Source organism: Pseudomonas sp. NY15463 (assembly GCF_048068415.1).
GTDB classification, from domain to species: domain Bacteria; phylum Pseudomonadota; class Gammaproteobacteria; order Pseudomonadales; family Pseudomonadaceae; genus Aquipseudomonas; species Aquipseudomonas mosselii_C.
Genome location: NZ_JBLUQD010000001.1, coordinates 103,820 through 124,005 on the forward strand (window position 1 = coordinate 103,820; position 20,186 = coordinate 124,005).

Annotated in this window: 20 protein-coding genes; 9 read left to right on the plus strand and 11 right to left on the minus strand. The window is 63.0% G+C overall.

Annotated elements, in window-relative coordinates; genetic code table 11:
• Nucleotide 1 precedes the first annotated feature (1 nt).
• Complete coding sequence (locus ACNFIC_RS00510; RefSeq protein ID WP_138217286.1) at nucleotides 2–481, minus strand: GNAT family N-acetyltransferase; 480 nt, start codon at nucleotides 479–481, stop codon at nucleotides 2–4.
• Nucleotides 482–651: 170 nt separating this feature from the next.
• On the opposite strand from ACNFIC_RS00510, the gene ACNFIC_RS00515 reads away from it, so the two are divergent.
• Nucleotides 652–1,392, plus strand: a complete 741-nt coding sequence (locus tag ACNFIC_RS00515; protein WP_416779247.1) for an alpha/beta fold hydrolase — start codon at nucleotides 652–654, stop codon at nucleotides 1,390–1,392.
• Here ACNFIC_RS00515 and ACNFIC_RS00520 read toward each other — a convergent pair whose 3' ends face one another.
• Both ACNFIC_RS00520 and ACNFIC_RS00525 read right to left on the minus strand, forming a co-directional pair.
• On the minus strand, nucleotides 1,393–2,013 hold the full coding sequence (locus ACNFIC_RS00520) for a dihydrofolate reductase family protein (protein ID WP_138217288.1): 621 nt from the start codon (nucleotides 2,011–2,013) through the stop codon (nucleotides 1,393–1,395).
• 90 nt (nucleotides 2,014–2,103) lie between these two features.
• The gene (locus ACNFIC_RS00525) at nucleotides 2,104–2,967 is read right to left on the minus strand and encodes a sensor domain-containing diguanylate cyclase (RefSeq protein ID WP_138217289.1); all 864 of its coding nucleotides are present in this window, start codon (nucleotides 2,965–2,967) and stop codon (nucleotides 2,104–2,106) included.
• Between the two features lie 242 nt (nucleotides 2,968–3,209).
• On the opposite strand from ACNFIC_RS00525, the gene ACNFIC_RS00530 reads away from it, so the two are divergent.
• Nucleotides 3,210–3,716 (plus strand): DMT family transporter, encoded by a 507-nt coding sequence (locus ACNFIC_RS00530; protein ID WP_138217290.1) that lies wholly within the window; start codon nucleotides 3,210–3,212, stop codon nucleotides 3,714–3,716.
• 3 nt (nucleotides 3,717–3,719) lie between these two features.
• Here ACNFIC_RS00530 and ACNFIC_RS00535 read toward each other — a convergent pair whose 3' ends face one another.
• From ACNFIC_RS00535 to ACNFIC_RS00550, 4 genes are all read right to left on the minus strand, one after another.
• Entirely contained in the window at nucleotides 3,720–4,628 is a 909-nt protein-coding gene (locus ACNFIC_RS00535; protein WP_416779249.1) for a LysR family transcriptional regulator, read from the minus strand.
• 14 nt (nucleotides 4,629–4,642) lie between these two features.
• Entirely contained in the window at nucleotides 4,643–5,425 is a 783-nt protein-coding gene (locus ACNFIC_RS00540) for a hypothetical protein (protein ID WP_416779251.1), read from the minus strand.
• Nucleotides 5,426–5,534: 109 nt separating this feature from the next.
• The gene (locus tag ACNFIC_RS00545) at nucleotides 5,535–6,518 is read right to left on the minus strand and encodes a D-2-hydroxyacid dehydrogenase family protein (RefSeq protein WP_138217293.1); all 984 of its coding nucleotides are present in this window, start codon (nucleotides 6,516–6,518) and stop codon (nucleotides 5,535–5,537) included.
• 368 nt (nucleotides 6,519–6,886) lie between these two features.
• Nucleotides 6,887–7,576 carry a YoaK family protein gene (locus tag ACNFIC_RS00550; RefSeq protein WP_416779253.1) on the minus strand — a complete coding sequence of 230 codons (690 nt, stop codon included), beginning with the start codon at nucleotides 7,574–7,576 and terminating at the stop codon, nucleotides 6,887–6,889.
• A gap of 359 nt (nucleotides 7,577–7,935) precedes the next feature.
• Here ACNFIC_RS00550 and ACNFIC_RS00555 point away from each other — a divergent pair, with 359 nt between their 5' ends.
• The 3 genes from ACNFIC_RS00555 (at nucleotide 7,936) to chrA (ending at nucleotide 11,076) form a co-directional block, all read left to right on the plus strand.
• Entirely contained in the window at nucleotides 7,936–8,598 is a 663-nt protein-coding gene (locus ACNFIC_RS00555; RefSeq protein ID WP_416779255.1) for a helix-turn-helix transcriptional regulator, read from the plus strand.
• 134 nt (nucleotides 8,599–8,732) lie between these two features.
• On the plus strand, nucleotides 8,733–9,551 hold the full coding sequence (locus tag ACNFIC_RS00560; RefSeq protein ID WP_138217296.1) for a molybdenum cofactor biosynthesis F family protein: 819 nt from the start codon (nucleotides 8,733–8,735) through the stop codon (nucleotides 9,549–9,551).
• A gap of 157 nt (nucleotides 9,552–9,708) precedes the next feature.
• Nucleotides 9,709–11,076 (plus strand): chromate efflux transporter, encoded by a 1,368-nt coding sequence (chrA, locus tag ACNFIC_RS00565; RefSeq protein ID WP_416779257.1) that lies wholly within the window; start codon nucleotides 9,709–9,711, stop codon nucleotides 11,074–11,076.
• 33 nt (nucleotides 11,077–11,109) lie between these two features.
• Here the strand turns inward: chrA and ACNFIC_RS00570 are convergent, their stop codons facing one another.
• Nucleotides 11,110–12,381, minus strand: coding sequence for a diguanylate cyclase domain-containing protein (locus ACNFIC_RS00570; protein ID WP_416779259.1), 1,272 nt, complete (start codon nucleotides 12,379–12,381; stop codon nucleotides 11,110–11,112).
• Nucleotides 12,382–12,607: 226 nt separating this feature from the next.
• Between ACNFIC_RS00570 and ACNFIC_RS00575 the strand changes: the two genes are divergently transcribed.
• A complete protein-coding gene (locus tag ACNFIC_RS00575) occupies nucleotides 12,608–13,012 on the plus strand; it encodes a DUF2946 family protein (RefSeq protein WP_138217298.1) in 405 nt (134 codons plus the stop codon).
• Between the two features lie 78 nt (nucleotides 13,013–13,090).
• The gene (locus ACNFIC_RS00580; protein ID WP_416779262.1) at nucleotides 13,091–15,151 is read left to right on the plus strand and encodes a TonB-dependent receptor; all 2,061 of its coding nucleotides are present in this window, start codon (nucleotides 13,091–13,093) and stop codon (nucleotides 15,149–15,151) included.
• 248 nt (nucleotides 15,152–15,399) lie between these two features.
• Here ACNFIC_RS00580 and ACNFIC_RS00585 read toward each other — a convergent pair whose 3' ends face one another.
• Nucleotides 15,400–15,582 (minus strand): hypothetical protein, encoded by a 183-nt coding sequence (locus ACNFIC_RS00585; RefSeq protein WP_416779264.1) that lies wholly within the window; start codon nucleotides 15,580–15,582, stop codon nucleotides 15,400–15,402.
• Nucleotides 15,583–16,591: 1,009 nt separating this feature from the next.
• Between ACNFIC_RS00585 and ACNFIC_RS00590 the strand changes: the two genes are divergently transcribed.
• Nucleotides 16,592–16,783: a hypothetical protein gene (locus ACNFIC_RS00590; RefSeq protein WP_138217300.1), complete on the plus strand. Its 192-nt coding sequence runs from the start codon at nucleotides 16,592–16,594 to the stop codon at nucleotides 16,781–16,783.
• A gap of 121 nt (nucleotides 16,784–16,904) precedes the next feature.
• Here ACNFIC_RS00590 and ACNFIC_RS00595 read toward each other — a convergent pair whose 3' ends face one another.
• The gene (locus ACNFIC_RS00595) at nucleotides 16,905–17,822 is read right to left on the minus strand and encodes a LysR family transcriptional regulator (protein ID WP_138217301.1); all 918 of its coding nucleotides are present in this window, start codon (nucleotides 17,820–17,822) and stop codon (nucleotides 16,905–16,907) included.
• A 99-nt stretch (nucleotides 17,823–17,921) separates the two neighbouring features.
• Here ACNFIC_RS00595 and ACNFIC_RS00600 point away from each other — a divergent pair, with 99 nt between their 5' ends.
• The gene (locus tag ACNFIC_RS00600; protein ID WP_416779265.1) at nucleotides 17,922–18,683 is read left to right on the plus strand and encodes a sulfite exporter TauE/SafE family protein; all 762 of its coding nucleotides are present in this window, start codon (nucleotides 17,922–17,924) and stop codon (nucleotides 18,681–18,683) included.
• Between the two features lies 1 nt (nucleotide 18,684).
• Here ACNFIC_RS00600 and ACNFIC_RS00605 read toward each other — a convergent pair whose 3' ends face one another.
• Entirely contained in the window at nucleotides 18,685–20,109 is a 1,425-nt protein-coding gene (locus ACNFIC_RS00605) for a diguanylate cyclase (protein WP_416780022.1), read from the minus strand.
• Between the last annotated feature and the right edge of the window lie 77 nt (nucleotides 20,110–20,186).

Here is a 20,186-nt window from a genome sequence, read left to right on the forward strand (position 1 = left end):
GCTAGCGGCGAGGCATGGCCAGTTGCTTGCGCATCGGCACGCACAGCATTTGCAACCCCGAGGGCGAGTGATAGACCCCTTGGTTGTCCCCCACATAGCCGCAGCGCCGATAGAACGGCGCTGCATTGAGGGTCGCGTCGAGGTGGATTTCGTCGAGCCCGGCCGCCACGGCGATGGCTTCCAGGTGCCCGACCATGGCCCGGGCAATCCCGCGTCCCATGTAGCCTGGCAGCACGAACAACGCGCCGAGTTCGCCGCTGTTCAGGTCGATCATGCCGGTGGCGACGCTCTGGCCTTGTAGGCAGGCGAGGTGAAAGTGTTCGGCGACCAAGGCGGTGAAGCCTTCGCTGTGTGGCACATGGGCCCAGGCATGCGCCAGCTGGGCGCCATAAAACGGCGGGCATTGCGCAAGGATGGCCTGGCAGCGGATGGCGTAGGCGTCCTCGGCGTCATCTTGGGTGGCGCGACGGATATCAGGCATCGGGATCCTTCCCTGTGGGCTTCGCCGGCTCGGCGGGCTTGACAGCTTACGGCAAAAACAAGGGCGTTGCGGCAAAGCCTGGATTGTCCGTGGGCAATCAAGCGCCGCTACCCAAGCCGGGCGCCGCGGCCCATGCTGCGGCTTCCCTTTGGCAGGTAGCGAGGCAGGCGATGGAACTCGACATTCCGGTGGTGCTGGTCAATGGCTTGATTGGTTGTCTGGATCACCCGGCGCTGCACGCGGCCCTGCAACCGCGTGCGCTGATCGCCCCGGACCTGCTTGGCTATGGTGCCCTGCAAGGCATCCCGCCAGCACGCATCGACATCGACGCCCAGGTGCAGCACCTGCACCGCCAGTTGCAGGCGCGCCAGGTGGCGCGGGTGTATTTGGTCGGGCATTCGGTGGGCGGGGTGGTGGCGATGCTGTATGCCCTGCGCTATCCGCAGCAGGTGGCCAGCGTGGTGAGCATCGAGGGCAATTTCACCTTGAACGATGCGTTCTGGTCGGCTTCGGTGGCGCGTATGAACGCCGAGCAAGCCGAGGCCATGCTCGACGGTTTTCGCGAAGACCCCCGCGCTTGGCTGGGCGGCGCCGGTATAGCTGCCAGCGCGCCGCGCCTGGCATTGGCCCAGCGCTGGCTGGCCCACCAGCCGGCCACCACCTTGCAAGCCATGGCACGCTCGGTGCTGACGGTGACCGGTGCGGCGCGCTACCACGCGCAACTGCAAGCGGTATTCGCAGCGACCCCGGTGCACCTGCTGGCCGGCGAACACTCCCGCGCAGGCTGGGACATGCCGCACTGGGCCGCGCAGCAGGCCGCCAGTGTCAGCGTGTTGGCCGGTGTCGGGCACTTGATGATGCTCGAAGATCCCCAAGGCTTTGCCCAGGCCCTGGCGCGCCTGCTCGACTGATCAGGCGAACGAACCGGTCTGCACTGGCCCGCTGCGTACATAGTGGGCAAGCAGCACGCCGGTGCTGGTGCTGACGACGGGCTCGCGCAGAGTGAACGCCGCAGCCTGGGCGTCATCGCCGAACAAGCGCTTGCCTGGGCCCAGCAGCAGTGGGTGGATAAGCAGGCGCAACTCGTCCACCAGCCCCGCCGCCAGCAGTTGCCGGACCAGCTCGGCGCTGCCTTGGGTCAGCAACGTGGTGCCCGCTTGTTGCTTGAGTGCGTGGATCGCTTGTACAGGATCGGCGCCCAACGCATGGCTGTTGTGCCAGGCGAGCGATTCGGGATGGTGGGTGGCGACATGCTTGGCCACGCGGTTGAACAGCTCAGCCATCGGTTGGCTCTGTGATTCGGCGGCCACGTGTGGCCAGTAGCCGGCGAAGATGTCGTAGGTGCGCCGCCCCAGCACCAGTTCGAACGGCTGGCTGAACAGTGCCTGCATGGCCTGGCCGAAGGCTTCGTCGGCGTAGGGCGGCAGCCACCCGCCATAGCTGAAGCCGCCGCTGGTGTCTTCCTGGGGGCCGCCGGGGGCCTGCATGACACCATCGAGGGTGACGAAGGCGGCGACGATGAGCTTGCGCATGGGGAGGGCTCCTCGGGTGTGTGTGCCGAATAGTCGATTTGAGCGTGGCCCGGATCGACAAGCTTCGCTAGCCTACTCGAGCGCAGGTGGTCAGCCCGCGGCGTAGCGACGTCGCTTCTTTTGGTACATGTCGCCATCGGCGTGGCTGAGCAGGGTGTCGGCATCACGGCCATCGGCCGGATAACACGCCAGGCCGATGCTGCACGACGGCATGGGCAGCCCGCCGAATTCATCCCCGAGGGGTTCGGCCATGACCGCGAGGATCTCCCCCAGCTTTTCGCTGACCGCGGCGGGTGTGGCGCTGGCGGTCAGCAGCACGGTGAACTCATCGCCGCCCATGCGCGCCACGGTGTCGGTAGTGGATACGCAGCTTTCCAGGCGGCGGGCGACGGTGCACAGCACGCGATCGCCCAAGGCGTGGCCGTGCAAGTCGTTGATGGCTTTGAAACCGTTCACGTCCAAGAACAACAGCGCCAGTGGCTGCTGCTCCTGCTGTGCGGCTTGCAGGGCGGCACTCAGGCGCTGGTTGAACAGCGAACGGTTGGCCAGCCGAGTGAGCGGGTCGTGGTGCGCGAGAAAACGCAGCTCCTGCTCGGCCTCGGTGAGGGCCGTGACATTCCGTGCGACGCCAATACGCGCGCCCACCTCATCGGACCAGAAGGCGGCCCAGAGAATATGCACGACACCGCCGTCCTTGCGCAGGTAGCGGTTGCGAAAGTCGAAATGCGGTTGGCCGTTCATGACCCGCATGATCGACGCCTGGGTGGCTTCGAGATCCTCAGGGTGCATGTAGCGGGTGATCGGGGTGCCGATGAGTTCGCTGGCCGTGTAGCCGAGCAGCGCCTGGCAGGCATCGCTGACGAAGACAATGATGTTGTCCTGGTCGACCACGAACACGGTGTCCAGCATCAGGTGGATCAGCCGGGGATAAAGGGCTTTGAGGTCAACGGGCATGGATAACGAAGTCCGGGGCGTGGGGCAGGAGCGTGGCCAGCATACACAGGGCGGGGGTGGTTTCACCATGGGGCAGTGATGGCCTTGTGTCGGATGCGTGTGCTGTGGCTGGCTGCGCGGCAGGGCCGTGGCAGGTATTTTTGATTATTCGTCTGGCGAATGCAGGGCGTGCACAGGTTCGATTTCCATCGAAAATCCATATCCCGCATCCTGTGCGCATTCCCCGCTCACGGAGGCTACCCATGTTCAGCAAAACCGCGCTTTTAACCGTTGTTCCCGCCGGCCTGGCCTTCATGGCAGGGATGGCGCTACCGTTCCAGGCCGCCAGCAATGCGGCGGTAGGCAAGGCGCTGGGCCATCCGCTGTGGGGCGCCATGACCTCGCTGCTGGTCAGCGGCGTGGTGGTGATATTGGCGTTGCTGGTGCTGCGCGTACCGCTGCCGTCACTGGGCAAGGCCTTGCAGGGGCCTTGGTGGCTGTGGATCGGTGGCGTACTGGGCGCGCTCTACGTAGCGGGCGCGGCGGCGCTTACGCCGAAGCTTGGGGCTGGCGGATTCCTGATGTTGGTGGTGGCCGGGCAGATCATCACCGCCGTGGTGGTGGACCATTTCGGCCTTATGGGGCTGGCTAGCAAGCCCGTCAACTGGGCCAAGGTCGTCGGGATCGTGCTGATTCTGGGGGGCGTGCTGCTGGTACAGGGCGTTGGCGCATCGGCCCCTGCGAGCGTGACTGTGCAGGCCGGTCAGTAGGGCTTACGCCGGCTGCGGCTGGCTGATGGTGTACAGCGCCTCACGCAGCCAGCGGTGGGCCGGGTCATCCTGCTTACGCGTGTGCCAAGCCTGCTGGTAGGCGATACGCGGGCTGGCAAAGGGCGGGGTGAAGGTGCCCAAGGTCGTGAAACGCTCCACCGACGCTGCCGCGCGGCTGGCCACGGTCAGCACCAGGTCGGTGCCGGGTAGCACCTCCAGCGCTGCGCTCCAATGTGGCAGTGCCAGCGCAATATGGCGGCTGAGCCCCTGCGCGGCCAGGGCGCGCTCGATTTCGTCGAAGGCATCGGGACGCATGGCCAGCAGCACATGCGGGCGCGCCAGCCACTGTTCGAGAGTCAGAGCACCGTCGCTGAGGGTGCTTTTGTCGGCGACACTGATGAAGTCCTCGCTGAACAGGCGTTGCACGACGATGTTGGCCGACACGTCGTCGAAGACCCCCAGCGCGAGGTCCAGTTCGCCATCCTGCAACTGCGCCATCATCACCTTGCGACTGGCCTGGCTGATGGCCAGGTCGATGCCCGGCGCGGCTTGGCGCAGATAACGCACCAACGGTGGCAGGATGATGCGTGAGGCGTAATCCGACAGCGAAAGGCGAAACCGGCGCCGTGCCAGGGCCGGGTCGAAGGCCGCAGGGGCGAGCAGGCCGTTGAGGCTGGCCAAGGCGTCTTGCAGGGGGCCAGCCAGTGACTGGGCGCGCGCGGTGAGCACCATCTGTCCATGCTGGCGGACCAGCAAGGGATCGTCGAAATGCGTGCGCAACTGGGCCAACGCGTGGCTGACCGCAGGCTGGCTACGGTGCAGGCGCAGCGCGGCGCGGGTGACGTGCTTTTCGATCAGCAACGCGTTGAGGGTCAGCAGCAGATTGAGGTCGATCTTGCGCAGTTCGTCCATGGCAAGCCAGGTTGTTACCGTCCGATAGTCTGCTCGATCAGCAGCTTCCAGTTCTGTGCCTCTTGCCAGTTGTCGGCGAAGGGCATTTGTACCCAGAACGGCGGGTGGCCTTCGCACTGCAACTGCACGTGCAGGGTGAAGGTGCGCACGGTGCTGCTGGTGGTGGTGGTCGTGGAGCGCGACTTGCCGCTGCCGATCATGCCCCAGCTATTGGTGAACCCAAAGACATGGCGGCGGCCATGTTTGGTGGTGGTGTTGCTGGTGGTGCTGGTGACGGCCTGTTCATCGACGCGCACGGCCTTGACCACCCGTGGGGCATCCATCAGGGCATGCTGTTCGCCACTCTCGGCGGCCAGCAGGTACAGCGTACGGCTGTCGGGGAATACGCCGAGCATACGCCCGCCGCGGGTGATCCAGTGGTACGCGCCCAGGGCCTGGCTGGACATGAACGCTTTGCCCGCCTCGCGTCGTACTTCATCGGCTTGTCGCCAGGCCTTGTCCACCGCCCATTGCTGCGGACGCCAGAGCAATGAGACCGGGCGGTACAGGAACCCCATAAGGCAGAAGATCACCCCGGCCAGAATCGGTCCACCAATGTAGTGCCCGGCCCATACCCATTTGACCAGCAGCGCGAGGCAGAACACCGAGGTGACGATCAGGAACGCTTTGCTGATCACGCGGACGCGCTCGGCCAAGCGATTTTCGGCGTGTTGCAGCTGGCTCAGGGCTTGACTGAGCGGGGCTGGGGTGGCGCTGAGGGTGGTATCGGGAAGGGGGGACAGTTGCTGGGTCGACATGGTGCATCCTGCAAGAATGGACAACGCACCGCTCGGGCGCGGCGGGGTCGGCCAGTATACCCCGCGATGCCGATCGGTTCGACCTTTGCAGGGCCGGGCCTGCGCGCCTTCAGCAATCGCTCCGGCCCTTCAGGGCATCGGGATTGGCCACCTGGGTCGGTGCACCGTCGAAGAACGCTAGCACATTGTCGAAGGCATCCCCGAAATACAGCTCGTAGCCGTTTTTCTCCACATAACCCAAGTGCGGGGTGCTCAGTACGCGTGGATGGCGCAGCAGGGGGTGGTTGGGGTCGAGTAACGGTTCATGCTCGAACACATCCACAGCCGCAAAGCCCGGCCGTCCGCTGTCGAGCGCTTGCAGCAAGGCGCCTGGCGCGATCAGTTCGGCGCGGCTGACGTTCACCAGCAGGGCGTCGGTCTTCATGTGGCCAAGGTCCGTGGCGGTCACCGCATGCCGGGTGGTGTCCGACAGGCGCAGGTTGAGGCTGAGGATATCGGCTTGGGCGAAGAACGCCTCGCGACTGCTCGCTGCCTGGTGGCCATGCGCTTGGGCGGCGGCGCGGCTGGCCGCGCTGCCCCATACCAGCACCGGCATGTCGAATGCCTGGGCATAGCGCGCCAGGCGCTGGCCGATCTTGCCGTAGCCCCAGATCCCCAAGGTTTGGCCGGCGACAGCCTGGCCGAGGTTGACTTGCCATTGGCCCTGGCGAAACGCATCGATGGCCGGGACCAACTGTCGACGAGCGTTGAGGATCAGTGTCCAGGCCAGTTCCGCCGGCGCCACCGGCGAGCCACGACCCTCGGTCACCACGACGCCGTGGGCGGTGCAGGCGGCGAGGTCCAGGTGGCTGGAGACCTTGCCGGTTTGGCTGATCAGCTTGAGCTTGGGCAGGCGCGCTAGCAAGGCCGCGTCGATGCGCGTGCGTTCACGGGTAAGCACCAAGGCGTCGGCGTCGGCGAAGCGCTCGGCCAGTTCGTCGGTCGAGGCGGGTTGCCGGTCATGCAGCACCGTAACCTCATACCCGGCGAGGCGGCTGAAGCAGTCGAGGGTGTGGATCACGTGCTGGTAGTCGTCGGGGATGACAATGCGCATGCTGACGGGCCTAGCGTAGGAAAGAAAGGCATGACGATAGCCCAGGCGCGGGTCTGTTTGCGAGCGGGTGTTCGTGCGGGGCGCAAGTGTGACCTGCCGCGCCGGGCGGCGGCCCAAAAAAAGAAACCCGCCAGCTGGGGCGGGTTGAACAGAACGTATCGAAGCAACGCGAATTTGCCTGCTTCAATGTCAGCATTGTGTGAAAACGCCTGGCCACGGCTTCCTCAAAATGTTACTGATTCTTACAGGGCGCGTGACGCATGCGTGGCTCAGGCCCTGCATCTGGGCAGTCAGCGCACGCGGAGCTGATGTTCAGGGCAAGCGCACGAAGGGTTCGGCGGGAAGAACCGCTTCGCGAACCCTGTGCATCAACGCATGTATGCCCTTTGCCAACTGCGCGGAATGATGAGCGAAGCGCCGGCTAGCCCCGCTGCAACCAATCCGTTGATCGCAAGGGCGGCGGTGCCGAACTGGTTTTGAACCAGCGCGCCGGCCACCGCGCCCAGCAACATGCCAAGCCAAGGCACCAGTTGTACCCGCCAGCCAGGCTTGCGCTCGCCGAGTAACCATCGGCCTAAGCCCCGCCCGAAGCGGGACAGGGCGCCGGTCACGTAGGTCAGTCCGATTGGCAGCCCGTTGACCTCTTCCACGACCGCATTGATCATGCCCATCGCGATCACGGCGCCTATCAGCGCAATCAGCGACGCAGGTATCGCCGCTGCAAGGCCCAGGAGCGCGGCTACGCTCACAAGCAACGGCCAAGACCGTCGGCCCACCCAGCGCGCGATGATCACGCCCAGGGCATTGCCCGCGATGAACGCCGCGATCAGCGTGGCGATACTGAAGGTGGCGTGCAGGTCGCCCTGGCTGATCGACACGGCAAGTCGCGTGGTATTGCCGCTCATGAATGAGACGAAATCGCCCGTTGCGGTGAAACCTACGGCGTCTGTCATGCCCGCCAGAAACGAGAGCGCTGCGACGAAGGACAAGCCTACCTTGCCGCGTATGCGCGCAATTCGTCTTCCTCGAGCGGTATAGAATCCGGCGTCAGGCAGCATTGTGCGCACTCCTTTTCATGACTTCTCCAGCATTTGCCGCCTCAGCCTATCCCGCCCGACGCGTCACCTGCGCCTGCCTCACTGGGCAAGTCAGGCCCTGCCGGGTGCTCGACTCACTTGCAGCAACGTGTTGCTCCAAGGTCGCCGGTGCGCCTGCGCAGACAGGCTAACCAATTCACGGCGTTGTGAGCAATTGCACTAAAGTCCTTGCGTGCGCTGCGCTGTGGGGAACGTCCAGCGGTGCAAGCTCGCTGGCAGGCAAGTACAAGACCTGAGGCATGCAGCGTGCATACAGTCAGTGGAGCTGCGAGCTAGAAAGCGCAGCGGCCGCCTGGCCCAGGTATCGGTGAGGAGGACCCATGTATCCGACCAGCTTCCACGATTTTGCCCAGCAATGCCTTGGCGCCTTCAGTCACTTCGTCCCTGACGCCCTTGCTGCTGTTTACCGTATCAACGCGCAACGTGAAGCCCATGATTTCCAACTGCGTGGCATGCAGCCACGCATGCATGAGCGATACCTTGAGCATTACCGCGACCTCGATCCGCTGAGTCCCCTTGCGTGCGAAGCTGCAGGGTGCACGGTGATGACTCTCCACCAAGGGCTGCACCGCCGGCCTTCGACGGACAACGCGATTTACCTGGGATTTTTGCAGCGGCACGCAGTCGTCGATGTCGTTGAGGTGATTGCAATGGATGGCGCCTGCCCTGTAGCAGGGATCTCGCTGTTTCGCATGGCAGGAACATGCGCCTTCAGCCCGCAGGAGCAGGCCAACTTGCGGCCCTTGCAGGGGTTGATGCAATTGGCCGCGCGCAGTCTTGCCCCGGACAACGCGCTGTTCGACAGCCTTACCGCCCGAGAACAGCAGATCGCTTTGTTGCTGCGTGACGGCGCGAGCAACAAGGTGCTGGCGCGTGCGCTGGGTATCGGGCTTGCGACAGTCAAGACGCATCTGATCAACCTTTTCCGAAAGTTGCAGGTGGCCAGCCGCACGGAACTCGTCGCCCGGCTCTTCGTGAGGTGATCTGCGCGAGCGACGCCGCAATGTCGCGAGCCTACCTGCCCGGTTGAATCCTGGCACTCAACCCTCTGGTTGATACCCGCGCGGCATCACGCCAGGCAGCATGGCGGCACTTCCATCACAGCAGGTAGGCCCCCATGAACTCACACCACGACTGGATCACCGTTGGCGCGCTCGCTGACGGATTCGCGACGCAAGCGTTCATCTTGCCGAACCTGGCAGATCTGGCAGGCAAGCGTTTCAATCTGTGCTTCGAAAACGGTTGGCAAATCGATCATCGTTTTGACGCGCAGTACGTCAGCTGGGCTCAAGCGGGTGATGACTGCACAGGTCGTGCAGCGTATCGGGCCACGTCGGTACGGCCCGGCATCTACCTGGTTGACTTCCTCAAGCATGAACGTGGCAACGACTACTCTGTGAGCCTGGTGCTCGATACGCTCACTCAGTCCTTCACCGCTGTCATTGCGACCTTGCCTGACGCTGAGCAAGCCAGTGAAGGCCTGTATGCTCGCGCCCTGGCTGGCCAGCAACTGACCGGCGTTCAGGTTGAGTTCTACCACGGAAGCCTTGATCGACCTTGGGTAACCGGTGCATGCCCACATGCACCGACCTCAGCGTTGGTGGGCATCCGCAACCTGTACCGCTACAGCCCGACAGAGGTGTATGAGCATATCTACCTCAATGATGATTTCTACACCTGGCACTGCATCAAAGGGGTGGAGCAAGGCCTGTGCGACACTGATCGCTGCCATTACTACAAAATCGCCGACGAACTGTATTTGTTCGTCTGGCGCGAGAAGATCGTACCCACGCTTGGCCTGGTGATGATCGACATGCAGCACCACCGTAGCGATGGCAAGATTTTCGGCTACGCTGGCGACAGCTTCGATCAACTGTCGAATTTCCCGGTGGCGTCCTACTGTCGTGTGTTGGGTAAAACCGATTACGGCCTCTAGAGGCCGAGCACGTCTCGGTAACCCGCGTTGTAACGACGCGCCCGGCCATCGTGTTGGGCGCGTCGGCGCTTTTGAGGGGGCAGGTCGGTGGTGTACCTTTGCAAGCCGATTCGACCCGCTCAAGGTCGGACGGTCTTTGCTCGTGAGGATGCCCAGCATGCTTGATAGCCCCAGCACTCTGAAGGCGCCGCCGCAGGCCGCGCCTGTGCAGCCGATTGCTGTGCTTGAGGCTTTGCGGTTCTGGCTCAAGTTAGGCTTCATCAGCTTTGGCGGGCCTGCCGGGCAGATCTCGATCATGCACCAGGAACTGGTCGAGCGCCGGCGCTGGATCAGCGAGAAGCGGTTTCTACACGCGCTGAACTACTGCATGTTGCTGCCCGGCCCTGAGGCTCAGCAGCTCGCCACTTACATCGGCTGGCTCATGCACCGCACCTGGGGCGGCGTGATTGCCGGCGTATTGTTCGTGTTGCCTTCGCTGTTCATCTTGATCGGCTTGTCCTGGGGCTATATGGCCTTTGGCGAGGTTCCTGTAGTCGCCGGGATCTTCTATGGGATCAAGCCGGCGGTCACTGCCATCGTCGTCCACGCCGCCTACCGGATGGGCTCGCGTACCCTGAAAAATGGCTGGCTGTGGGCAATGGCTGCGGCGTCGTTCGTGGCCATTTTCGCCCTTGGCGTGCCGTTTCCGCTGATCGTGCTGGCGGCCGCCAGCATCGGCTACCTTGGCGGTCGCTGGGTCCCCGGCGCGTTTACCCTTGGCGCTGCGCAGGCGGGCGCCAAGCGTGGTTATGGGGCGGCGCTGATCGATGACGACACGCCCATCCCGGAGCACGCCCGTTTCGCTTGGCGGCGGTTGGTTCGCCTGCTGGTGGTCGGAGCGGGGCTATGGGCGCTGCCCATGGGCTTGCTGACGTTGACGTTTGGTTGGGAGGGCAGCCTGACGCAGATGGGCTGGTTTTTCACCAAGGCGGCACTGATGACCTTCGGCGGCGCATACGCGGTGCTGCCGTATGTCTACCAAGGGGCGGTCGGGCATTATGGATGGCTGAGCCCAACCCAGATGATCGATGGCCTGGCCTTGGGCGAAACCACGCCAGGCCCGTTGATCATGGTGGTTGCCTTCGTTGGCTTCGTTGGGGGGTATGCGCACCCGATGTTCGCTGCGCAGCACCCTTGGCTCGCGGGGGCAGTCGCGGCGAGCCTGATCACCTGGTTCACCTTCCTGCCGTCTTTCATCTTCATCCTTGCCGGTGGGCCAGTGGTGGAGTCGAGCCACGACGCGCTGACCTTCACTGCCGCGCTGACCGGGATTACCGCCGCAGTCGTCGGGGTGATCCTTAACCTGGCTCTGTTCTTTGGCTACCACGTGCTCTGGCCGCACGGTTTGGATGCCGCATTCGACTGGCCTGCTGCGCTGATCGCAGGTGCCGCCATGCTTGCGTTGGTACGCTTCAGGCGCGGTGTGATTCAGGTGCTGCTGGCCTGCGCACTGGCAGGCCTGGCCGTCTACAGTGTGCGTGCGTGAGGCTGCAAGGCCTCGTTCCTAGGCGTTTGCACCTCAGCCGTTGCGGGCGCGCAGGGCCTGCGCCTGCCCCAGGCGGTACTGGTTATCGCCGCTACGCTTGGCTTCGTACATCGCCAGATCGGCGACGTGGATCAGTTGGTCGCGGGTCTGCGCGTGATCGGGGAACATAGCGATGCCCAGGCTCACGGCGACCCGTTGCTGCGCGTCGCCCAGGCGTATCGGCGCGTCCAGTGCCCCGAGCAAGCGCTCGGCGATTACCCGTGCCTCGTCCTCGGGGAGGCGATCGGTAGGCAAGCCTTCGAGCAGCGTGACAAACTCATCGCCTCCCAGGCGCGCCACGCTGTCGGCGTTGCGCAGTGCACCATGCAGGCGGGTCGCGGTCATACGCAGGACCTGATCGCCGGCTGCGTGGCCGAGGCTGTCGTTGATGGCCTTGAAACCGTTCAGGTCGATGAAGGCCAGCGCAACACGGCTGTGATTGCGCTTGGCCAAGAGCAAGGCGCTCTCCAGGCGTTGTTCGAACACCAGGCGGTTGGGCAGGCCGGTCAGCGGGTCGTGATGTGCCAGTCGGTGCAACTGATTGGCCCAGGCTTTTTCTTCGGTGATATCACGCACCACGCCCATCATTTTGATCGGCGTGCCGCGTTCGTCCTTGACTACGTTGCCGGTTTCGCGAAGCCAGTGCAGCGTGCCGTCCGGCCAGACTACCCGATACTCTTCATCGTGATTCTCACCGGTCTCGATACAGCGCAATTCACCGGCGCGCACGCGCACGCGATCATCCGGGTGAACCGCATTGCAAAACAGTTCGTAGCTCGGTGTCACTTCGTTGGCCGAATAGCCAAACATGCCGTAGATGGCATCGGACCAGTACAAGCGGTTGGTGTCGATGTCCCAGTCCCAGGTCCCGATCCGGGCGAAATACTGGCTGCGCTGGAAACGTTCGGCGTCGACCAGCAGCGGGCGGATCAGCAGCCAATGTCTGGCATGGGTGCTGCCTTGCTGGGTGATGTGCAGGGCGCGCGGCTGGCCGTCATCACCGCTGACTTGCACTGAGCCTGTGGGGGCAGCCATGTGCGGTAGACGCTCTTGCAGGCACTGGCCGCGCAATGGGGTACGGGTACAGCCAAGCAGTTCAGCCGCAGCCGGGTTGTGCCAGAGCACCCGGCCATCACCCGCCCGCTGCACGAGGCCCACGTCCAGCGTCGCCAGCAGGGTACGTTGTTGCTGGCGGTGACGATGCAGGATCCACAGCAGGATTAGGCTGGGTAGGCTGGCGAGCAGGACAACGAACAAGGCAGTCATCGGGCAGTGGCTGATCTAGGGCGGTAGGGAATGCTTGCATTATGCCAAGCTGATGATGGCGATTCGCCCACAAACTGTGTGAGCGTTTTCAATTGCCGCTCGCCACGCCTGAGCCTAGCCCCGGCGCAATATCTCTGACGAATGTGCGACAAAATAGCACGGGCTGGAACTTTTACAGAGTGCCCCTGATGCGGCTTAATACGCGCCTTACTTCATGGGGCGGTCCATGCTGTCACGCGTTCGCACTCACCTCTGGCTGCTCGCCTGTTTCGCAGTGGTATTCAACCTGCTGGCGATGCCGCTCGACCGTTCCCTGCGCGCCCCGGCGGTTGAGCCGTCACTGATTCTTGGCAGCTTTTGCAGCCTGCATGGTGTGCAGAGCTTGCCCAAGTCGCTGTTGGCGCAACTGAAACTTGACCAGCCCGAACTGGCCGATCACGCCGACAGCAAGCTGCAAGCTGGCGATTGCTGCTGCGGCCACGCCGGCCAGGCACTGTTGGCCGGCGACTACTTCAAGCACTTGTTCCCGCGCTTCTGGCCCGCCGCGCTGCTGCTCGGCCATGCCCCGGCCTTGCCGCTACCCCGTGAGCAGTGGCCCAACCTCAATCCACGTGCTTCCCCCTTGGCTTGATTTGTCGATCACTTCGCGGTCCCGCGCAGCGCGCGTGTGATGACCGTGCCCGACTTTTCTTGCCAGGAAGCCTTCTCCATGCCTGCGTTGCATAGCACCGCCCGTGCGGTATTGCCGCTGTTTGCCGTTACCTGTATTTCAACCCTGACCCCTCTGTCGATGGCTGTGGCCGAGACGTTGACCAGCCAAAACGCGACCTTGACCCTCGGAGCGGTCTCCGTGACCGGCACCCAGAGCGGCCCGCTGGCCACCAGCAGCGTGCTCAGTTCGGTGGACATCCTGGGGGGCGATATCCTCGAAAAGATGCCCGTTACCTACAGCTGGGAACTGTTCAGTCGTGCGCCAGGGGTGTTGTTGACCGAGTTCAACCAAGGCACCACCTCAGGCAAGTTGTCGTTTCGCGGTTTCAATGGCGAAGGCGAAGTGAACGCGGTGAAGCTGCTGATCGATGGCATCCCCAGCAACACCAACGACGGCAACATGCCTTTCATCGATTCGGTGTTCCCCATGGACATCGACAGCATCGAAGTGGTGCGCGGTACGAGCGACCCGCGTTATGGCCTGAACAACATCGCCGGTAACGTCAACATCAATACCCGCACAGGTGGCAACTACAACAAGGCGCGACTGCGCTACGGCAGCTTCAACACCCGTGAAGTGCAACTGGCCAAGGGCATCGAGACCAGCAACTGGACACAGAACTACTTCTTCGGCCGCCAGCAGGTCGACGGTTATCGCGAGCATGGCGATACCGAGCGCTACAGCTTTGGCGGCAAGTGGTTCTACACCCCTGACGATGGCAACTACCGTGTAGGGCTGATCGCGCGTCATTACGAGTCCGAAGCCCAGGAGGCCGGTTACCTGACCGAGGATGACGCCCGCCGCCATCCGCGCATGACCAATGACTACAACGCCACGGACAAAGGTACGCGGCGGATGAATCAGGTCAGCCTGCACTTCGACACCGACCTGGTCGAGACGCTGTCCTGGTCGGCCAAGACCTACCTCAACACCTATGACGACCGTCGCTGGACGCAGTACTGGCGCACCAGTTCACAGCAGGAGCGCGACACCTACGAGGATCAGTACGGCGCCATCACCTCGCTGACTTGGCGGCCCCAGGTGGACTGGCTGCACGCCTTCGCCCTGGAAGGTGGCAGCGATGTGCAGAAGCAGCAGAACCGCAGCGAACGCTACCGCACCTTGGAGCGTGTACGCACGGCGCAAACCCGCGATCAGGACTTCGACTTCAACACGCTCGGTGCCTACGTGCAGGCGCAGATCGAACCGTTCGAATCACTGAAGATCGTGCCGGCCTATCGGGTGGACAAGATCAGTGGTGACTTCACCAACAAGATGACCGGGCAGGACTACGACATCAACGACTATGGGCTGATCAAGCAGCCCAAACTCAGCATTGTCTATTCGCCGTGGACATTCGCCAGTGTGTACGCCAACTGGGGGCGCACCTTCCAGGTCGGGACAGGCGCTGCCGCCTACAAAGTGCCGCCGCGCAATGAGGACCTGGCCCCATCGATCAACGAAGGCTGGGAAACCGGCGTCAAGTTCACCCCGTCCAGCTGGGTCGATGGTCGCGTGGCTTACTGGCGTCAGGATGCGACTGGCGAAGTGAGCCGTCGCCTGAACGACCCGAGCGGCGAGTCGGACAACGTCGGCGAAACCCGTCGCTGGGGTTACGATTTGCAGGTCAACTTGCACCCGGACGAGCGTACCGAAGTGTGGATGTCGTACTCTTGGCAGTACTCCAAGATCCTTGAGCCCAGCAGCGCGTTACCAGCCAGCAAGGGCAAGGAAATCGACCATGTGCCGCACCATCTGTGGAACACCGGCATCAGTTATCAGGCGACGCCTGCGCTGCAACTGACCGCCTGGGCGAACGGCCAGACCAACTACTACCTGGAGCGGGAGAACACGCAAGGCACCTATGGCGGGTACGTGCTGATGAACCTCGGGGCCACCTACAGGCTCAGCGAAACCCTGAGCGTGGACCTGCAACTCAAGAACCTGACCAACCGCTACTACGAATACGTCTGGTATGACCCGGATGGCGCCGACGCCTCGCTGCATTCGCCGGGCGACGGGCGAGCGCTGTATGCGGGGCTGACCATCGACTTTTGACGTGAGTGCATAGTTGATTGTCACGTAGGCGTGCATGGGGTGGATAAGGGCATGAGCGGTGCAGCAGCCCATATCTGCCTGTCGGCCAGGCTGACACGCGCATACCGATCCACTCCAAAAAACACCGCCACCCATCACGGGCGGCGGTGCATACGCGGTGCAGCCGGTCGATCCCATTGCGGGTTGATCAGCGTCAGTGGCCGAGGTTTGTCACGGGCTCGCCAGTACCTTCGGCCGGCTGCGTCATATCACTGCAAGCTGGGCGGCTTGAGCGTTGCCGGCAGGCTGGACAAGGCCTGTTCGATATGCGCGATCAGGGCGGCGAGATGCTCGGCTTGCGCCTGTTGGTGGGTCTCAAGGGCTGCCAGCTCGCGGCGAAGGTTCAGTAAGTGCCTCTGCAAAGCGAGGGCAGCGGTATGCAACGGTTCCATGTCGGTCTCTGCGTCTAGGCATCCATGCCGTTGTAGGAAAACCAGCAAGTTATCAGCACAGTCTTGTGCAAAATACTGATTATTCATACATGATCGCTGTAGATCGGATGTTGCCTACGGGCTAGCAGGAATAGTCCTGCACAAAAATCAGGCGAGCCTGAGAGCTCGCTATGCGCCTACCTAACCCGTGGGCCTTATGAATTAAGGGGCGTAGCGATAAACAGGGTGTTTTCAACAATACCGGGCGAGTATCCGGTTAAGGTTCACTTAGAAATGAAATGTTGCAAATGCTGCAGCTGCCATCCGGGTCCCCACAAATCGCCGCCCGTGGTGCATTGACGCACGGCGGTGAGTGGCTCACTGAAAGACTTTCCATGCAGTGGTTACGGCGCCAAGAGGGAGTATTGGCCCAGGCGCCAGGATGAAGAGTCGACATAGGCTTACCAGGCACAATGCGGCGCGTTGAGCGTCGCGGAGGTTCGCCACAAAGTCATCTGATATGGTTTTTTTCCTTGAACCTGAATCTGTAACCGTATCAGCTGTCGGCCCACAATCCATCCCAGGCCCAGCCTTGCGAAGCGGCGTGCTGGGCAGGCTGGCCATCATCATCAGCGGCCAGCACCGCCGTTCAGCCATCACACTGTAGAGGTTCCGATGGGCAAGCTCGCGCTGTTTCTGGGTGGTTTCCTGTTTCTGACAATTCTGATCGGCCTGCTGGGGACTATCCCGCCAAGCTGAACCGTCTGTTCGCGATCGCTGTGAACAGGCCTATCGCAGGCGCAGGACAAACCGCTGGCAGGAGTGTGCCCATTGCCCAAGCGGCGCTGACCTCATAGGCGGTAGACACATTGTCCATCTCGCCCCTCCAGCGTTGTGGCTCAAGGCCATTACTGCTGGACAAGCGGTAGTTTCCAATCGTTCTCAAGGTTCAGGTGCTCGTGTAATCTCCGCGGCCGTTACAGGCCCGGAAACACGGGTCGATCCACCTGCCTTGGAGTCGATGAACACTATGGAACGCAATAAGGGCACTGCAGCGATGCTGGAGTGGCGCAGTCGTTTTCTCGGCGAAGGCATCCTCCATGAAGATGACTACGACCAGGCGTTGCGCCGTGCCGAAGAGCTGGAACATGCTGGAGTCATCAGCACCAGCGAGTGGGTGGAATTGGTTCGACTGGCTAATGCGGCGTTGCTGCGCCTGTAAAAATTCCTTCGAGCTACGTTGAAACTGTCCACAAAAATCGTGGGTAGGTCTGTGGATAAAACGCTACAGGCCAAGTTTCACAGGGCTTCCGTTAGATTGAACAGAAATTGAGCAGCCCTGTTCAGGGCTGTTTGGACTCCAGCGGGGCACCTGCGCGCAGGGCCTGCAGCAGCTCGCGAACCCGTGGCGCTAGCGCACCTGCGGGGTACACCGCATGCATCTGTGGGTCATGGCCAGTACTGGAGGTGAGGCGGTAGTCCGGGCATACCCGGACCAGCCGCCCGGCCTGGACTTCAGGCTCGGCCAGCCAGTCGGCCAGGCGCGCGATACCGGCCCCAGCCAAGCAGGTATGCAGCACCGCGACACCTGAACCCAAGCGCAACCTTGGCTGTGGCCGAAGGCTGGTGATCTGCCCGTCACGACAGAAATGCCAGGCCTTGAGGATGCGTGGCGCGGTATGCAGGATCAGCGCGTGCTGCTTCAAGGCGTCGATGTCCGGGGGCGTGCCTTCACGGGCCAGATACTCGGGGCTGGCATACAGATGACGTGAGTAGTGCCAGAGTGGGTAGCCGATCAGCTCGCTGGATTGGGCAAACGCGCCGCGTATCACGACGTCGAAGCGGCCTTGCAAGGGGTCGAGGGCCTGGTCGCTGAATTGCACGTCCACAGTCATCTGGCGATGGCGCGCGCAGAACCCGGCCAGCACCTGAGGCAACACCCGACTGGCCAATACCTCGGGCGCTGCCAGGCGAATCCAGCCTTGTGCGGTTCCGGTTAGCGCTGCGAGTTCGTCAGCCGCATCGCGTTGCACATCCAGCAAGCGTTCGGCATGTGGCAGCAGGCGCTCGCCCGCTTCGGTGAGTGTCACCGCCGTGGCGTTACGGTTAAACAGCTTGGCCCCGCTGTTGTCTTCCAGCGCCTGTATCGCGCGCGTAACGGCGCTGGGTGAGCGCCCCAAGGCACGCGCGGCCGTGACGAAACTGCGTTTGTGCGCAACGCTGACGAACGCTTGTATCTCGCGCAGCATGTCCAGCGCCATGGTCGATCCTCGTTGCAGTTATTGCAACGTGGCATTTCAACACAAACGCTGCGCTTTGATTAGTCTGGCAAGCCTGTTTCTCGCCACCCGGACACCCGTATGATGGATATCGCCCTGCTTTCACTGCTCGCCTTCGCCGCTGGCCTGATAGACGCTGCCGTCGGCGGCGGTGGACTGATCCAGATTCCGGCGCTGTTCAATGTGTTGCCCGCCGCGCAACCTGCGGCGCTGCTGGGTAGCAACAAGCTGGCTTCGGTGTGTGGCACAAGCTTTGCGGCGCGTTCATTCATTCGCAAGGTGAAGTTGGACTGGGGCTTGATCGTGCCTGCCGCGCTGAGCGCGTTCGTCATGTCGTTCTTCGGCGCAGCGACCGTGTCGCTGGTGCCGGCCAGCGTGATGCGGCCGATGGTGCTGGTGCTGATCGTATTGATGGCGATCTACACCTTCTGCAAGAAGGATTTTGGCACCCTGCACGCGCCCAGCGTGATTGGTCGTCGCGAGCAATGCCTGGCGGTGCTGATCGGGGGCGCGATTGGCTTCTACGATGGCCTGTTCGGGCCGGGCACTGGCAGTTTCCTGATTTTCCTGTTCATTCGCTTCTTCGCCCTGGATTTCCTCCACGCCTCGGCCTCGGCCAAGCTGGTCAACATCGCGACCAACCTGGCGGCGCTGGTGTTCTTCATTCCCTCGGGCAACGTGCTATGGGCCATCGCCTTGCCCATGGCCGTGTTCAACATCCTCGGTGCGCTCACTGGAACCTGGCTTGCGGTGCGCAAGGGTGCCGGTTTCGTGCGTGGGCTGTTCCTGGTGCTGCTGTGCGTGCTGATCGCCAAGCTGAGTTGGGACCTGCTGATGGCCTGAGTCAGCCCTGCTGGCGGCGGCCTTCAGCCTGCTCGACGCGGTTGCGGCCGTGGGCCTTGGCGCGGTACAGCGCCCGGTCGGCTTCGGCCAGCAGCACGTCGAGGCTGGGGGCGTTGGTATCGGTGGCGCAGCCAGCAAGGCCGATGCTCACCGTGATCGGCAGGCGCTGGCCGGCTTCGCTGATATGCAGGTCCTGCACGGCGCGGCGCAGGCGTTCGGCGGTGAACTGCGCCAGCTCCGGCGCCAGCCCCGGCACGATGATGGCGAACTCTTCACCCCCAAGCCGGGCGAACAGTTCGCTTTCATGCAGTTGCTCACCCAGGGTCAGGGCGAACTGGCGCAGCACTTGGTCGCCCACGGCATGGCCGTATTGGTCGTTGATGCGTTTGAAATGATCGATGTCGAGCATCATCAGGGTCAGCGGCGCCATCGGGGTACACTGCTGTCGGCTCTCCAGCAGCTGATTGGCGCGGCGGGTGAATGCACTGCGGGTAAGGGTGCCGGTCAGGTGATCGACGGTGGCCTGGTGGGCCAGGCGGGCCATCAGGCTACGGTTGGCATGGCTGACACACGACACCACCAGGGGGCCGAGTACCAGCATGGCGATACCTAGGCGTGCCGACATCAGAGCATTCACGCCTGGTTCGCTCTGCGGCACGCTGAAGTGCATGAGGTTTTGCGCCACCGCAACGATCAGCGTGCTACCGGCGGTCAACGCCTGCAGTGCGACCAGAAACGGCGAGTAGCTCAGCGCGCACCACAGCAGCGCGGCAATCGGGAAGGCAATCGCGCCAGGGCCGCCAAAGGCGATGCTCAGTGTCAGCGAGGCCAGCAGCACCAGCAACGGGGCCAGGCGGATCCGCTGCGCGGCACTGCGGCTGAACGCATGCGGCGAAGGTGCGGTGAGCAATACCGGCAGTACCAGTACGCTGGTGGAGAACTGCTCGCTGAACCAGGCCAGCCATGTGGCACGCAGTGACTCCTGAAACCAAGGCGCGGCCATCACGCAGGCCAGGCTCGCCGCGACCGCCGCGCCGGCAGCGCAGGCACCGAACAGGCAGAGGGTGCCATGCGGTGTGCGCAGGCGTCGGTGAATACGTGGCAGGCGCGCCATCGCGAACCAGATGGTGACGATTGCGCCAAGGTTGCACAGGTTGAACCACAGGGCGGGCCGCCACGCGCTGGCACAGGCAAGGTCAGCGATGACCATGCCTAGGTAAATCAGGGCGAAACCGCTTGGGCTAGCCAGGCGGGGGTTGCGCAGCAGTACCCCGGCGAGCACCGCATTGACTGGCCAGAACAGCGAGAGGGATTCGATTGGACGGGCCAGAATCCCCGCCAGCGTCAGGGCGAGGGTCAGGCCGAACAGGGCCAGGGGCAGCAACAGGCGTGATGGAACGGGAAACACCATGGGCTCGACCGGCAGGCAAAAACTGAATCCAGGAAAACGACCAGAGGCACCTGGGGCGATATCGTGTCAGTGTGTTTCAAGTAGGTAATTGA